This window comes from Flavobacterium sp. RSSA_27 (genome assembly GCF_051547125.1).
Taxonomy (GTDB): Bacteria; Bacteroidota; Bacteroidia; order Flavobacteriales; family Flavobacteriaceae; genus Flavobacterium.
In genome coordinates, this window is the sequence record NZ_JBPTTN010000007.1 from 23,558 (window position 1) to 40,314 (window position 16,757).

Genomic DNA, 16,757 nt, shown 5'->3' on the forward strand with positions numbered 1-16,757 from the left:
TGTTTATGGGTAATTTAATAAAATGGAATTCCAGGTATTTCCTTCTATTCCTTGCTTTTGTAAGTATTATGGGTTCCGGACAACTGTATGCTCAAGGCACAGTAGTTGAGGGAACAGTTAAGGATGCTTCAGGTTTGACGCTCCCGGGAGTTAACATTCTTGAAAAAGGAACCACCAATGGTGTTTCGACCGACTTTGATGGGAACTTTAAAATTAAGGTTTCAAACCCAAAAGCGGTACTTACTTTCTCATTTATTGGTTTCAAAAACCATACGGAAAATGTGAATGGCCGTAAATCGATTCAAATACTTATGGAAGAAGAAGCCAACCAATTGAATGAGGTGGTTGTTATTGGATATGGAACTGCCAAAAAATCTGATTTAACAGGTTCTGTGGCAACTATTTCTGGAGGAGATTTGAAAAAACAATCCATTTCGAATGTAGCAGAAACGCTAACAGGTCGTTTGGCTGGGGTGCAAGTAAGCTCTGCTGAAGGGTCTCCAGACGCAGAAGTGAAAATTAGAATTAGAGGGGGTGGATCATTAACCCAAGACAGTTCTCCATTAATCATTGTAGATGGTTTTCCTGTAAATAGCTTAAGCGATATTTCACCATCAGACATCGAAAACATTACCGTTTTGAAAGATGCTTCTTCTACTGCGATTTACGGTTCAAGAGGGGCCAATGGGGTAATGATTATTACAACCAAATCTGGAAAAGGTGGGAAATTAGCGGTGACTTATAATGCATTTTATGGAGTTAAAAAAATCGCCAAAACCATAGATGTGTTATCCCCAGAAGATTATGCAAAATGGCAATACGAATATGCTGTTTTGAATAAAGACCTCAATTCGTATGAAAAATATTTTGGCCAATACGGTGACATTGACCAATATAAAGGAATGAAAGGAAATGATTGGCAAAGACAAATTTATGGTCGCTTGGGCGAAGTTCAAAGCCATGATTTAGGAATTAGAGGCGGATCTGAAAGCACTAGTTACAATTTCAACTATGCCAATTTCCAAGAAAAAGCGATCATGGTTGGATCAGAATTTCAAAGAAACAACCTTTCTTTCAGCTTGAAAAACAAGACGAGTGACAAATTGGATCTTACTTTCACCATGCGTTATTCGGATACTGAAATCAGGGGTGGTGGTGCCAATGAACAAGGGGGTGCTTCTACATCTGATGGTCGATTAAGACACAGTGTGGGGTATTCTCCAATTCCATTACCAGGTTTAACAACTGATGATACTGATGAGGCCGTTGCTGGATATTTAGTAAATCCGTTTGTTGCTGTTGCAGATAATGACAGAACTCAAAAAAGAAAAAACTTCAACTTTCTTGGAGGTTTGAATTATAAAATTTATGACAATTTACAATTCAAATCAGATTTAGGTTTGGACAACTACAACTACTGGGATGCCCGTTTTTATGGTCGCTCTACTTTTTATGTAAACAATGTACCCGCTGCTGAAAACCAAAGCAAACCTGCGGTAATTATAAGTGATCGTAAAGATGTTCGTTTCAGAAACGCCAATACCTTAAATTATGATTTCAAAAATGTTTTAAATGAAAATCATCGTTTAAAAATATTAGTAGGAGAAGAAATGATTGGATACAAATCGAATCAAATTACGAGTACCATTCACGGTTTTCCTAAGTTCTTCGACTTTCAAAATGCTGTAAATTTATCTTCTCAAGGTATTCCGCAATCGGTAAACAATTTTTACATGCCAAATGACAATTTGCTTTCATTCTTTGGTCGTGTAAACTATGATATCAACAACCGTTATTTACTTACTGCAACCTACCGTGCGGATGGTTCCAGTAAATTTTTAGGGGACAATCGTTGGGGATTCTTCCCATCAGCCGCTGTTGCATGGAAAATGAACGAAGAAGATTTCTTAAAAGATGCCAAATGGATCAACTCCCTAAAAGTACGTTTAAGTTATGGTCAGGCAGGTAACAACAATATTCCTGTGGGACAAACGGTTCAAAATTTCCAATCTTCCAACACAGAATGGATCAATGGCGTGCCTAATTACTGGTCGGCTTCAAAAGTAATGGCCAATCCAGATTTGAAATGGGAAACAACTATTACACAAAACTTCGGGGTGGATTATGATTTCTTCAAAGGTCGTTTGACAGGATCTGTAGAGGTGTATAAAAACTTAACTAAGGATTTATTGATGCGTTTCCCTGTTCCTGGATCAGGATACGATTTTCAATACCGTAATATGGGAGAGACTCAAAACAAAGGTCTTGAGGCATCTTTAAACATTGCTGCGATCGAAAGAGAAGATTATGGATTGAGCTTTTCATTAAACGTAGGTTTCAACAGAAACAACATCAATTCCTTAGGAATTATGGACAACTTTGGTGATGCTACAGGATGGGCTTCAACAGCTATTGGAAATGATTTCCTTGTAAATGTGGGACAACCTATCGGAATCATGTATGGCTACAAAAATGATGGTCGTTATGAAGTATCTGATTTTGATTATTCAAATGGTACCTATACTCTTAAACCTGGAGTAGCTAACAGTGCTAATGTAGTGGGTACTGTAATGCCAGGAACCATGAAATTGAAAGACCTTGATGGAGATGGCTTGGTAACTGCAAAAGATTTAACGGTTATTGGTGATTCAAACCCAAAAAGTACAGGTGGTTTCATTATTAATGCTAATGCTTATGGTTTCGATTTATCTGCTGCGTTCAACTGGAGTATTGGTAATGATGTCTATAATGCTAACAAAATTGAGTTTACTACTGCAAACCAAAACGGTCAGTACCGTAATTTGAGCACTATTATGCAAGACGGTAACCGTTGGACCAACATTAATGCATCGGGACAATTGGTTACTGATCCAACAGAATTGGCTGCTTTAAATGCAAAGACTACGATGTGGTCTCCCAACATGAGTAAATATGTATTTAGTGATTGGGCTGTAGAAGATGGGTCTTTCTTACGTTTGAACATGATTACTTTGGGATATACACTACCTCAAAAATTAATCGAAAAATTACACATTTCAAAATTAAGAGTATACACTACTTGCAACAACGTTTTTGTAATCAGTAACTATTCTGGTTTAGATCCAGAAGTTTCAACCCGAAGAAGTACACCTTTAACGCCGGGTGTAGATTACTCTCCATACCCAAGAAGCAGACAAGCTGTATTTGGAGTAAACCTAACATTTTAATCAGTAGCAATTCCTTATTATATCGATTTTTGTATTGAAGAGTACCTATAAAAAAACAGCATAACTGCTTTAGTTGCCCTTACATCATTACAACCGATAGCATAACCCTAAAAAAATAGAAAAATATGAAACGAATATTAATCACACTATTTATGATGGCTGGTATAATGACCAGTTGTCAAGATGATTTCCTTGATGCTCCAGCAACTTCTGCTTTAGATGAAGCGACTATTTTTTCGAATGTTAGTCTTGCAAAAGGAGCTGTTGACGGAATTAAAGTGCCTTTTGCCGAAACGAATTCGTACAGAGGACGTTTTTTATCCTACTCGGGTTTAAATTCAGACATTGAATGGTTTAACAATTCACACACTACTACGGATGACAAAGCAGATCTTTGTGTATTTGATGCCAAACCAACCAATACCCAAATGAATACAGTAAACAACGTGTGGGCCATGATGTATGCTGGTATTGAACGTGCCAACATTTGCATTAGAGGTATTCGCACCTACGGAAACCCAACACCAGGTACTGAAATGGCACACCTATTGGGTGAAGCGCTAGCATTGCGTGCCGTTTATTATACCGATTTAGTAAAATCATGGGGAGATGTTCCCGCACGATTTGAACCGATCAATTCCAGTACCGTTTATTTACCAAAAGTAAGTCGTGACGAAATCTACAAACAATTGCTAAAAGATTTGGATGAAGCCGCATCGCTTACACCTTGGCCCAACGAATCTAGTGCAACTACAAGTGTTGAACGCATCAACAAAGCTTTTGTAAAAGGACTTCGCGCCAAAATTGCCTTAATGGCGGGTGGCTACCAACAATATACTGATGGTGTAAGAATGAGCAAAGATGCCGAATTGGCTAAAGACAAAATGTACCGTTTGGCATACGATGAATGCAAAGCCATCATTGCTAGTGGAACTGCCAATTTAGAACCTACATTTGAAGGATTTTGGAGAAAATACAACCAAGAAAACTTAGCTGCTGGAGGTGAATCGCTTTGGGAGATCCCATTTGCAGAAGGTAGAGGTAGAATGTTGTTTACCTTCTCGGTATTGCACAACACTAATAATCAATTTCATGCCAATGGTGCTAAAAGAGGAGGAACTGCGGGTCCACTACCTCACATTTTTTATGACTATGACCAAGCGGATACTCGTAGAGACGTAACTTGTGTTCCTTACAAATGGGGAAATGCCGTAAACAATATTGCTAAGCAAGAATTGAATGAGTTGGATTTATGGTATTTTGGAAAATACCGTTATGAGTGGATGAAACGTTTTGTTACCTCAACCAATGATGACGGAGTAAACAAAATCTACATGCGTTATGCAGAAGTGCTTTTGATGGCTGCCGAAACTGCCAACGAACTCGAAGGTCCTGCTGCTGCTGCACCTTACTTGAAACAATTGCGTAAAAGAGCGTTTGCTCCAGCAACTCATGCCGTAAAAGTAGACAACTATGTCAATGCATTAACAAGCAAAGAAAGCATGTTCAACGCTATTGTTGAAGAACATAAATTTGAATTCACAGGCGAAATGGAACGTAAAAACGCATTGATTCGTTGGAATTTATTAAAAGTAAAATTAGACGAAGCCAAAGCAAAAATGACCGATTTGAAAAATCGTACAGGTGCTTATGCTGATGTTCCTACTAATTTATATACGAAACTCGCTCCTGATAATGTATCGCTTGTAATTTATGGTTTAAATAGAGGAGAAAACACCAATCCTGGTGTAGACTATACAGTAAAATCTTGGAACAAATTGGATGATTTAAAAATCCAATCCCTGTACAGGGCAGGTGTCAACCCAGATAACCGTCAGTTCTGGCCAATTTGGCAAGTATTCATCGATGGAAGTAACGGAAAATTAACCAACGATTACGGCTACTAGTACTTTGCTAAATCAAAAAAAAAAATCAAACATATATGAAAACAAAACATATTTTTTTAGGATTAGTTGCCATGGCACTAGTGTCTGTTTCCACCATTAGTTGTGAAGGATATGAAGAAGATTTGATTACGGAATTAAACACCAACAGAGAATTTGCTCCAATTGGATTGAAAGCCATCGTTAGAAATCAAACTACGGCGGAATTGAATTGGACAGCCAATGAAAAAGTAGATCATTATGTTGTGGAGTTTAGTGCCGATGATCCGGATTTCAACACTATTTTCAAAACAGTTAATGTTCTTGCTACTGAATTACCAGTGAGAGTAGCGCTTGAAGGAGAAACGCTATATTCTATTCGTGTAAAAGCGGTGAGCGCCACCGGAAAAGAAGATTCTAAATGGTCTGTAACGACTGTCAACACTTTGTCTGAGCAATTGTTCTTGCCAGTTCAAGCCGGTGACATCAACGCCAAAGAGGCTATTTTTCGCTGGGTAGCAAATAGTACCGTTACTGAAATTGTTTGTAATCCAGGTACTATCAAGCACACCATCACTGCCCAAGAAAAGATCGACGGTTTTGCTAAAGTTACTGGTCTTACTCCAGAAACCAACTATACTGTTGACTTAATGAACGGAACTAAGAAAAGAGGAGCACAAGTGATTACTACCGGAATTGACATTGGAAATGGAATTTTGGTAAAACCAACAGACGATTTAGCTGCGGTTGTTGCTGCTGCCGAATCAGGTGCCATCTTAGTTTTAGAACCAGGAACGTATGCTGTGTTTACTGGCGAAATCTTAATCACTAAATCAATCACGATTAGAGGTTTAAAATCGTATGACAAACCTAAATTGAATCTTAACTTCCAAATGAAGAATGGTGCTGCCAATTTCTCATTAATTGATTTGGATTTAACCGGAACAGGACTAGTTAGTCAAACTGTAATTACTTTTGCAGATGCAGCTACTACTTATTCCGATGTTTTGATCAGTGGATGTTATATACACGATTATACAAAAGGTATCGTTTATGGAAATGGAACAGGTTCCAAAGTTGCTTCCTTTGAAATTGACAACAGTATTATTAAAGAAATGAACAATGCTGCTTCAGCTGATTTAATTGATTTTAGAAATACTCAAATTAGTAAAATCACAATTAAAACAAGCACTTTTGTAAACTGTTCTGCAGGTCGTGACTTTGTTCGTGTAGATGCTGCATCAGGGCAATCTGGTACTGGTCTTACCACGACAACACTTATCGAAAACAACACCTTGAATAATGTTTCTTCTATTACAGGTACAACTCCAAAAAGACTTTTGTATGTACGTTTTGTAAACAACATTTCTGTTGTAAAAAATAATATTGTAGCCAATACAAATGCTGTATGGGCCAATCAAGCGGCAACTACAATACCTACTTATAGCAGCAACTATTACTTTAATGCACCAAGTTGTTTGGATGCAGCTATAACTGCAAACAAACCCGATACTAATGGTACGGTGGCCGATCCTGGTTTTGCCAATGCAGCCGGAGGTGACTTCACCATCAGCAATCAAACCATGATTGATAACAGAGTGGGAGACCCTCGTTGGATTAAATAATGGTAAACTCAATAGGGACCCATCATTGCATGGGTCTCTATTGATTTTATTATCTACCCAAAACAAATTACAGAAAAAACAATTAGCCGTTTTTAAAAAAAATAGCCCTACTTATTAAGTACTTTTTGTTATGAAAATCGTTTACTTTTTCCTGATTCTTAGCTTCTTTGCCTGCTCTTCAGAAAATGAATCGCCAGAAAAAACAATCCTTGTAGCTGCAATTACCATTGAGGGAACCTCTGAAATTACAACTAGCGGTAGCACTCCACTAGCTGTAACAGTAAGTCCTTCAAATGCAACCAACAAAAAGTTGAACTGGACTTCATCCAACGAAAGCATTGCCATAGTAAGTGCAGAAGGAATAGTTACTCCCAAAAAAAATGGTGAAGTAACCATTACTGCAGCAGCAACAGACAACAGTAACGTTAAATACAGCAAAAACATCAAAATAAACGGCGCTTTTTATGATTATGAAGTTAGAACGGTAAGCGAACTACAAGACGCCTTTTTAGCCATTAAAGAAGGCCAAACGATGGGAATACATGGCGGTACGTATGTAATGACTAAAAAATTGGTCCTCAACAACTCGGGTTCACTGGGCAAAACAATACAAGTTATAGCCATTCCAAGTGCCACTCGCCCTATGTTGGATTTCTCGTTCATGACCGAAAATTCCTCGAATCAAGGAATTTTACTTAACGGAAATTATTGGCATATCAAAGGATTGGATATTATAAAAGCTGGCGATAATGGCATGCAAATTAAAGGCAGCTACAATCAAATTGAATTTTGTTCTTTTTCAGAATGCAAGGATACCGGTTTGCAACTTGATTCTGGTGCAGCCTATAACAAAATCATCAATTGTGATTCCTTTTTTAATGCCGATTCCACCCTAGAAAACGCCGATGGTTTTGCTTGCAAAATGAATGCCGGTACCCGAAACGAATTCATTGGATGTCGTGCTTGGCAAAATCTCGATGACGGATGGGATGGCTATCTTAGAGGGGCAGACAACATCGAAACCTCGTATAGTAATTGCTGGGCCATAAGCAATGGTTATTTAAAAGACGGTACCAAAGGAAAGGGCGATGGCAATGGTTTCAAAACGGGTGGCAGCGATTTCAAAGATTTAAAACATCAAGCCAATTATGCTTTTTGCATAGCGGTTAACAATGTAGCCGATGGTTTTGATCACAACAGCAATCGAGGGACGGTAACCATTACAAACTGTTCTGCTTACAACAACGGGAAAAATTATTCTTTTAGCGCTACCAATCCTCTCGAAAAATTAATCCTAAAAAACAGTTGTTCCTTAGGAGGAAGCAACAGTTTAAGTGCTCTTGTAACTGATATTTCGCATAATGGTTGGCAAAACAATTTGGTCACTTCCGAGGCCGATTTCGTTGCTTTAAACTACAAAGAACTGCTTGCAAAACGAAAACCTGATGGTAGTTTGCCTGAGGTAACTTTCATGCATTTAGTCTCTAGCAGTGATTTGATAGACAAGGGAATCAACAGGGGATGGCCTTTCATGGGCAGCGCTCCAGATATTGGTGCTTTTGAATATAAAAACTAAAAAATAACGATAGGATATTTTCAAATGAAAAGAATAGTATCATTACTACTACTAAGTATGTATGGGTGGCTTTATTCACAAAAAACAGTGAGTAAAGACACTTCCTATACGGTACAGGCTACTTTTCAAAAAGACCTCAAAAAATATCCCAATATCACCCTTGCTCCTACTCCCAATTGGCATTCGATAACTTTCAAAAAAGACCTCGTTTACCAAAAAACGCCACATCGAACGCTCCATTTCGATGCTTTTTTGAACACCAGCAAAACACCTTTACCCGCTGTACTTTTACTTCATGGTGGTGGTTGGAAATCTGGAGACAAAGCGCAAATGAAAAACTTGGCCCTAGCCATCAGTCAAAACGGCTATCAATGTTTTGCCATTGAATATCGCTTAACGGCAGAAGCGCCTTATCCTGCAAGTATTGAGGATTGTAAAAAGGCCGTTTACTATCTTATAAAAAATGCCAAAAAATACAACATAAACCCAACCCAAATTAGTGTTTTAGGTTGTTCGGCAGGAGGACAAATGGCCAGTTTGGTAGGCACCACACTCAACAATGTCCAACCCAAAACTATTGCATCTATCATCAATCTTGACGGGATTTTGGCGTTTCACCATCCCGATTCTGAGGAAGGCAAAATAGCGAGTGAATGGCTGGGTGGCTCATTTGAAGAAAAACCAGGGGTATGGAAAGCAGCATCACCCTTAACGCATACCTCAAAAAACACGCCTCCCGTCTTGTTCTTAAACAGTGACATGAAAAGATTTCATGCCGGTCGTGATGAGATGCTTGCTATTTTAGACCAACATCACATTTATCATGAAACGCATACTTTCGAAGCAGCACCCCACTCGTTTTGGTGCTATTCCCCTTGGTTCGAAAAATCAACAGACTTTATCATCCAATTTTTAAATACTACTGTAAAAAAACAACCATGAAAAAAGCAACATCACTACTTATATTTATGCTAATGAGCGTCACTATACTGTTGGCTCAAACCAAAAAAGAAGCAAAAACCTATGCCGAAATTTCAGTAAAAGAAGGCGGAAAATGGGAAGGTCGTAAATACATTGGAGGAACCTTTAAAAATGTTCAACAACTAAAACTTGCACCCGAGCATACCGATCATTCTTTTGACATTCGCTACGAAGGACCAGGATGGGAAAGCAACAAAGTGGGGTATCGCTTGTATTTGGATTGGAGAAATGCGATTGACATTTTTGGAAAAAAAACAGAATCGATTATTTTACCTATGGTAGGACAAGATGGATTTGATTCCTACCATGAAATGCACGATTGGGGTTCTGATATTTTGAAAGCCGGAAAAGGTATTGGATTGGGTTCCATAGACCGAATAATTGACAATAAAAGGCAACATTTTTATGAAGTGGATTCCACCATTGCCACAATTGACAATCATTCCAAAGGATCGAAAGTGACCATTAACTATTGGGGGTGGAAAACAGCAAACGATAAAACCAATTTTACATCAACGTTACGTATCACTCCGGACCAACGCTATACCAAACACAGCATTCAATCCTCTACTGCTTTGCAAGGCATTTGTACCGGTATTGTAAAACAAAAAAATACAGCGGTTTTTAGAAAAGAAAGTGCCAATAAAAAATGGGCTTATTTGGCTACTTATGGCAAACAATCTCTTGTTCCAGACCAACTTGGGATGGCTCTTTTCTATCAAACCAATACCATAACTTCAGAAATAGATGGCGAATACGATCACTTATTGGTTTTTAAACCCACTACATCCGAGGTTTCGTTCTATCTATTGGGAGCTTGGGAACAAGAAGTAAATGGAATTAAAAACAAAGAGGAATTCTTACAGTATTTAGACCAACTACTCACTGTTTTGAACAAAAAAAATGAAATGTAAGCTGTTGTAAATACAGCATTTTATCAAGAAAAAGAATGAAACTACACCTCATTTTTAAGTTTAATTTGGCTTAAAATCAACCCATTAGCTCTAATTTTACGGAATAAATTAGGGTTGTAAATGGCTATTTTAAAACTTTTTTTAACCCAAAAAACTTAGATTTTAGGTTGTATCTTGAAAATATGTGCTCTTTTTGAATGAATGGCAATTGCCTTTCATTCAATGATTGAAGCCTTGAACAGGACATTCATTCACCCATTTTAAAACGCAATTTGCACACTGTTAAAAAATAAAAAATACCTACAGATGAAAATAACACAGTACTTTACTTTTCTAAAATCAATGACCATGGGTTTGCTTTTGCTAGTGTCCCAGAATGGTAGCTCTCAAAACCTACCGATTTCGAAAAAACTAAAATGGTCGCAACGCATGGCATATACCATCATGAACCAACATAAAGAATCGTACATGATTGATTTTGCAACGAAACCCAAATGGGATTATGTGCACGGATTGGTCCTTACCTCTTTTGAGGAATTGAACAAAAAACACCCGGATCCACGCTACGCTCATTATATAAAAAGCTATGCCGATTTATTCATTGATGAAAAGGGTACAATAAGCACCTATAAATTTGAAAATTTCAACATTGATATGGTGGTAGCGGGTAGGATTCTATTTTCGCTATACGAAACTACGGGTTCTAATCACTATCTACTTGCGCTACAAACTTTAAGAAAGCAACTAGAAGCACAACCCCGAACCCCAAGTGGTGGATTTTGGCATAAAAAAATCTATCCCAATCAAATGTGGCTAGACGGTTTGTATATGGGAGAACCCTTTTATGCTCAATACACCAAAACCTTCGAAAATGGTAAAAGTTTTAATGATATCGCCTTTCAATTTGAACTTATAGAAAAAAACGATAAAGATCCTCAAACCGGATTATTATACCATGCTTGGGATGAAAGCAAACAAATGCCTTGGGCCAACCCAACCACAGGTACTTCTCCAAATTTTTGGTCAAGATCTTTAGGCTGGTATGCAATGGCTCTTGTAGATGTGTTGGATTACATGCCAAAAGACCATCCTAAACACAAGGTTTTGGTGGGTTACTTGAATGCATTAGCCGAAAATTTAACTAAATTTCAGCATTCTACTGGGCTATGGTACCAAGTTACAGACAAAGGAGCTATTGGAGGCAATTATTTAGAAGGATCGGGTACTGCTATGTTTGCCTATGCCTTTGCCAAAGGCGCCAACAAAGGGTATTTACCAAAAAAATACAAAGAGGTGGCTGCCAAAGCTTTTGATGGAATTACAAAACATTTAGTGAAAGTAAACGACAAAGGGGAAATAGTAATTACTCAAGTATGTGCTGTTGCAGGTTTGGGTGGCAAACCCTATCGAGATGGCTCTTTTGAATACTACGTTACTGAAAAGAAAAAAGATAATGACCCTAAAGCTACTGGTCCATTTATTTTGGCAGCATTAGAATTAAACCAGTAAGAAATGAAAAAAACATGGCATCTTTTACTTTGTATTGTTTGCATTTATTATACCAAAGGTTGGTCGCAAAATCCAGAGCAGATGGGAGTTTCTAAAACTTGGGTAGCCGATTTAGGCAATGGTACTTTCAAAAACCCCATTTTGCATAGCGATTATTCCGATCCGGATGTGATTCGAGTGAAAGACGACTACTACATGACGGCATCTTCATTCAACTGTATTCCTGGATTGCCAATTCTTCATTCTAAAGACATGATCAACTGGACGCTTGTGAATTATGCTTTGCAAAAACAACCACCCTTTGAGGTGTTTGACAAACCACAACATGGTGGCGGGGTTTGGGCGCCTTGCATCCGTTTTCATAACAATGAATTTTATATTTATTATCCCGATCCCGATTATGGAATTTACATGGTCAAAACCAAAGATCCAAAAAAATCCTGGTCGGAACCCCTTTTAGTAAAATCAGGAAAAGGACTAATCGACCCGAGCCCGCTTTGGGACACCGATGGCAAAGTCTATTTGGCTTATGCATTTGCAGGGAGCCGTGCTGGAATTAAAAGTATTTTGGCCGTGTGCACTATGAACCCCGAAGGAACCAAAGCCAATGATGATGACACCCTTGTTTTTGATGGGCATCCCAATGATACTACAGTGGAAGGTCCCAAATTTTACAAACGCAACGGTTATTACTACCTTTTTGCACCCGCAGGTGGCGTTGCAACAGGATGGCAACTAGTGCTACGGTCTAAAAATCCCTTGGGACCGTACGAAAAAAAAATAGTCCTAGAACAAGGAAGCACCCCTATCAATGGCCCCCATCAGGGCGCTTGGGTTCAAACACAAACCGGCGAAGATTGGTTTTTTCATTTTCAAGACAAATTTGCTTATGGACGCATTGTTCATTTGCAACCCATGAGATGGGAAAACGATTGGCCAATAATTGGAGTTGACACGGATAAAAATGGTGTTGGTGAACCCGTAGCAACCTACAAAAAACCAACTGTTGGCAAAACATATCCTATACAAACCCCTTCTGAAAGCGACGAATTCAATGTCCCTCAATTAGGACTTCAATGGCAATGGCATGCCAACCCAAAAGTAAGCTGGGGATTTCCATCGAGTATGGGGTATTATACCTTATTCTGTCAAACTCGTCCACAAAACAGTACTAATTTATGGGAAGTGGGTAATGTATTACTTCAAAAGTTTCCTGCAGAAAACTTCACGGTTACTACCAAACTTACTTTCAATGCTCGAGCGCTGGAGGAACAAATTGGCCTAGTCATCATGGGATTAGATTATAGCTATCTCAAATTGAAAAAAACAGAAAACGGCTATGGCGTTTCGCAAGTAACCTGCATGAAAATGGACAAAGAAGGTAAGGAAACCGAAAGTGCCATTGTTCCATTATCAAGCAACACTTGTTATTTGAGAGTGCAAGTAAAAACGGGTGGAATTTGCACTTTCTATTACAGTCTAGACAACCAAGAATTTCATCTCATTGGCCAATCGTTTACTGCAAGAGAAGGAAAATGGATTGGTTCCAAAGTTGGTCTTTTTGCTTTGCGAGACACCACAACAAACGATGCAGGAAATGCAAACATTGATTGGTTTAGAATCCATTAACCCAAAAGCAAACGAAGCTTAATTAAAAAAAAACGCCCTATTCATCTAAACACCAAACACAACGAAAAACTAAACAAAATGAAAAACTTTTTCTTACTTGTCACTTTTATAGTTAGCAGTTTCAGTCAAGCACAAGTTCATGATAAAAAATGGGCATCAATTGTAGATAGTAAAGAAGGTCCGTGGTTTGCTAGTGATGAAGCAAAAAATATAGCCGAAAATGTATTGCTCTACCAACGCAATATTGGAGGATGGCCCAAAAATATACAAATGCAACTTCCTTTATCTGAAGCAAGCAAACAACAACTCTTGTCTCAAAAAAACGCAACAGACGATCTCACTATAGATAATGGAGCTACCACACAAGAAATGCTTTTTTTGTCGAAAATGTACCGTCAAACCAAAGACAAAAGGTATGAAAAAGCGTTTCTTGATGGTTTAAACTACATTCTAGCTGCACAATACGACAACGGTGGATGGCCGCAATTTTACCCGCTCAAAAAAGGATATTATACCCATATTACATTCAATGATGATGCCATAACCAATATTTTAGCCATTCTAAAAGAACTCAAAAACAACACCAATTACTTTTCCATTACCCCATCAAAAAGCAAATTAAACGAAATTACAACCGCTTATAACAAAGCTATCGAGTGTATCCTAAAAACACAATACAAACAAAACGGTACTCTCACTGCTTGGTGCGCCCAACATGACGAGCTTACATTGGAACCCGCCAAAGCAAGAGCCTACGAATTGCCATCCTTGAGCGGGAAAGAGTCGGCCAAAATAGTGCTGACGCTAATGGCCATCGAAAACCCATCGCCTGAAATAATTTTTGCAGTAAATAGCGCAGTGGCTTGGTTTGAAAAAACAAAAATAACCAACTTAAAAATTGTAGACCAAACCAATTCCTCAGGCAAAGTCATGGATCGAAAAGTAGTAGTTTCTGAAAATGAGCCCCCCATTTGGGCTCGATTTATGGAATTAGATACCAACGAACCTTTCTTTTGTGATCGGGATGGTATTAAAAAAAAGACATTAGCCGAAATTGGCGAAGAAAGACGCAATGGCTACGCTTGGTACACCAATGAACCTAAGGAAGTCTTGAAAAAATATCCCGCTTGGTTAAAAAAAATAGGACCAAATGCAAACACCAAAGCCAATTACGTAGTAGTAGATGCGTCGGGTAAAGGAGATTTTACTAGTATTCAAGAAGCGATAAATGCAGCCCCAGCTTTTCCAGATCAAGCTGTTACCATTGCCATTAAAAAAGGTACTTATTATGAAAAAGTAAAAGTACATGCTTGGAATACCAAGATCACCATGATTGGTGAAAGCAAAGAAAATACCATCATTACTTTTGACGATCATTTCAAAAAAATGAATGTAGGTCGCAACAGCACTTTTCACACCTATACTCTTTTAGTAGAAGGAAATGATTTTGTAGCCGAAAATCTGACCATTGCTAATAGTGCTGGTGAAGTGGGACAAGCGGTAGCTTTGAATGTAAATGCCAACCGTGTACGCATTCAAAATTGCAACCTTCTAGGCAATCAAGACACCCTTTATACTTCTGGAGAAGGTACTAAAAACTACTTTAAAGACTGCTATATAGAAGGAACAACGGATTTTATTTTTGGAGATGCTACGGTTTTGTTTGAAAATTGTACCCTACACAGTAAAAAAGATTCGTTTATCACTGCAGCCTCAACCCCAAAAGACACCGAGTTTGGTTATGTTTTCATTAACTGTAAGTTGACTGCCGAAAAAAATATTAAAAAAGTGTACTTAGGACGTCCGTGGCGTAGTTATGCCAAAACGGTATTTATTACTTGTCATATGGAAGATCATATTCTACCTGTTGGATGGCATAATTGGTCCAAACCAGAGGCAGAACAAACTTGTTTTTATGCTGAATTTCAATGTTCAGGGCCTGGTTTTCAACCTCAAAAAAGAGTGTCTTGGTCGAAGCAATTAGATGTAAATGAAATCCAAAAATATACTAAAGAGACCATATTATCCGACAATCATAAAAATTGGTATCAAAAAAACTGATCCCAATAAGCTAATTTACAGATGAAAAAAATATTGCTTTTATTCTTTTGTGCTGTTTCTTTTGGACAAACAAGGTTGTTTCCCAAAGAGGAAATGGAAACTATAGTCAAGGCTATACCCTTGCCTCATTTTGGCACCTATTCCATAAATATTACCCAGCTTGGTGCAAAAGGGGATTCTAGAACTAACAACAAAGTTTATTTTGATAAAGCAATGGCTTTATGTAAAAAGAATAAGGGAGGAAAAATCATTGTTCCTCAAGGAAACTATGTAATCAACGGTCCCATTCATTTTGTGAGCAATGTAAATTTGCAACTAGAAAAAGGAGCTAAATTACTATTTAGTGAAGATCCAAACCAATATTTACCCTTAGTATATACCAGCTGGGAAGGCACTTTCATTTACAATTATAGCCCAATGATTTATGGTTACCAATGTGCTAATATTGCCATTACTGGCGAAGGATCTATAGAGGGTGCAGGCGACACCATTTGGAGTACTTTTAAATCAAAAGAAGGTCCTGCCAAAATGAAATCCCGCCAAATGAATCATGATCGTACACCTGTTAAGGAGCGACAATTTGGCAACAATTCCTTTTTGCGCCCGCCTATGATTCAGTTTTTTAATTGCAAACAAATTTTAGTAGAAAACATCACCATCAAAAATGCTCCCTTTTGGTGCCTTCACTTATTGCAATCGCAAAATGTTATACTAAGAGGATTGCAGTACCAATCGCATAATTTCAACAATGACGGAATTGATATAGAATACACTAAAAATGTATTGATAGAAAACATAACTTTTGATAATGGCGATGATAATATTGCCATCAAATCGGGAAGAGATGTCGAAGGAAGAGACAATGCTACTACTCCAAGTGAAAACATTGTGATACGAAATTGTAACTTTAAAGGTTTGCATGGAGTGGTTATGGGAAGTGAAATGTCTGCAGGAATCCAAAAGGTGTATGTCGAAAATTGCAGAACGGTGGGATACCTAAAAAGAGGCATCTATCTTAAAACCAATGCAGATAGAGGAGGTTTCATTAAAAATGTGTATTTCAAGGGAATTGAATTAGACCAAGTCGAAGATGGTATTTATATCACGGCCAACTATCATGGTGAAGGCAAGGGATTCCCTTCTGAGATCTCCGATATTCACTTTTCGAATATTAGTTGTAATGCTGCGTCGGGAACTGGAATAGTGATTCAAGGATTTCCTGAAAAAAAAGTAAAAAACATTACCTTAGACACTATTCATATCAAAGCTGCTAAAAATGCGATTTCCAATACAGATGCTGAGAATGTAACGATAAACGAATTAATTATTGGAGAAAAAGCAACGGTACCTTCTGCCGTTTCAGTAAAATAAGT

The 16,757-nt window shown here is 38.0% G+C and carries 10 protein-coding genes; all 10 read left to right on the plus strand.

Annotation, left to right across the window (positions count from 1 at the left end):
- The first annotated feature begins 5 nt into the window (after nt 1-5).
- The 10 genes from ACSVH5_RS10690 to ACSVH5_RS10735 all read left to right on the plus strand — a co-directional run bounded on the left by ACSVH5_RS10690 (nt 6) and on the right by ACSVH5_RS10735 (nt 16,755).
- A complete protein-coding gene (locus ACSVH5_RS10690) occupies nt 6-3,206 on the plus strand; it encodes a SusC/RagA family TonB-linked outer membrane protein (RefSeq protein WP_438061427.1) in 3,201 nt (1,066 codons plus the stop codon).
- A gap of 125 nt (nt 3,207-3,331) precedes the next feature.
- Nucleotides 3,332-5,113 carry a RagB/SusD family nutrient uptake outer membrane protein gene (locus ACSVH5_RS10695; protein ID WP_438061428.1) on the plus strand — a complete coding sequence of 594 codons (1,782 nt, stop codon included), beginning with the start codon at nt 3,332-3,334 and terminating at the stop codon, nt 5,111-5,113.
- Nucleotides 5,114-5,148: 35 nt separating this feature from the next.
- On the plus strand, nt 5,149-6,714 hold the full coding sequence (locus ACSVH5_RS10700; protein WP_438061429.1) for a DUF5123 domain-containing protein: 1,566 nt from the start codon (nt 5,149-5,151) through the stop codon (nt 6,712-6,714).
- A 130-nt stretch (nt 6,715-6,844) separates the two neighbouring features.
- Nucleotides 6,845-8,290, plus strand: a complete 1,446-nt coding sequence (locus ACSVH5_RS10705) for a right-handed parallel beta-helix repeat-containing protein (protein WP_438061430.1) — start codon at nt 6,845-6,847, stop codon at nt 8,288-8,290.
- A gap of 24 nt (nt 8,291-8,314) precedes the next feature.
- Nucleotides 8,315-9,232: an alpha/beta hydrolase fold domain-containing protein gene (locus ACSVH5_RS10710; protein WP_438061431.1), complete on the plus strand. Its 918-nt coding sequence runs from the start codon at nt 8,315-8,317 to the stop codon at nt 9,230-9,232.
- Nucleotides 9,229-10,185 (plus strand): DUF4861 family protein, encoded by a 957-nt coding sequence (locus tag ACSVH5_RS10715; RefSeq protein ID WP_438061432.1) that lies wholly within the window; start codon nt 9,229-9,231, stop codon nt 10,183-10,185. Before ACSVH5_RS10710 ends, ACSVH5_RS10715 begins: the two co-directional genes overlap by 4 nt.
- 306 nt (nt 10,186-10,491) lie before the next feature.
- Complete coding sequence (locus tag ACSVH5_RS10720; RefSeq protein WP_438061433.1) at nt 10,492-11,694, plus strand: glycoside hydrolase family 88/105 protein; 1,203 nt, start codon at nt 10,492-10,494, stop codon at nt 11,692-11,694.
- A 3-nt stretch (nt 11,695-11,697) separates the two neighbouring features.
- Complete coding sequence (locus ACSVH5_RS10725; protein WP_438061434.1) at nt 11,698-13,323, plus strand: glycoside hydrolase family 43 protein; 1,626 nt, start codon at nt 11,698-11,700, stop codon at nt 13,321-13,323.
- Nucleotides 13,324-13,401: 78 nt separating this feature from the next.
- Entirely contained in the window at nt 13,402-15,384 is a 1,983-nt protein-coding gene (gene pelA, locus ACSVH5_RS10730) for a pectate lyase (protein WP_438061435.1), read from the plus strand.
- A 21-nt stretch (nt 15,385-15,405) separates the two neighbouring features.
- Nucleotides 15,406-16,755, plus strand: coding sequence for a glycoside hydrolase family 28 protein (locus ACSVH5_RS10735; protein ID WP_438061436.1), 1,350 nt, complete (start codon nt 15,406-15,408; stop codon nt 16,753-16,755).
- Nucleotides 16,756-16,757: the final 2 nt, after the last annotated feature.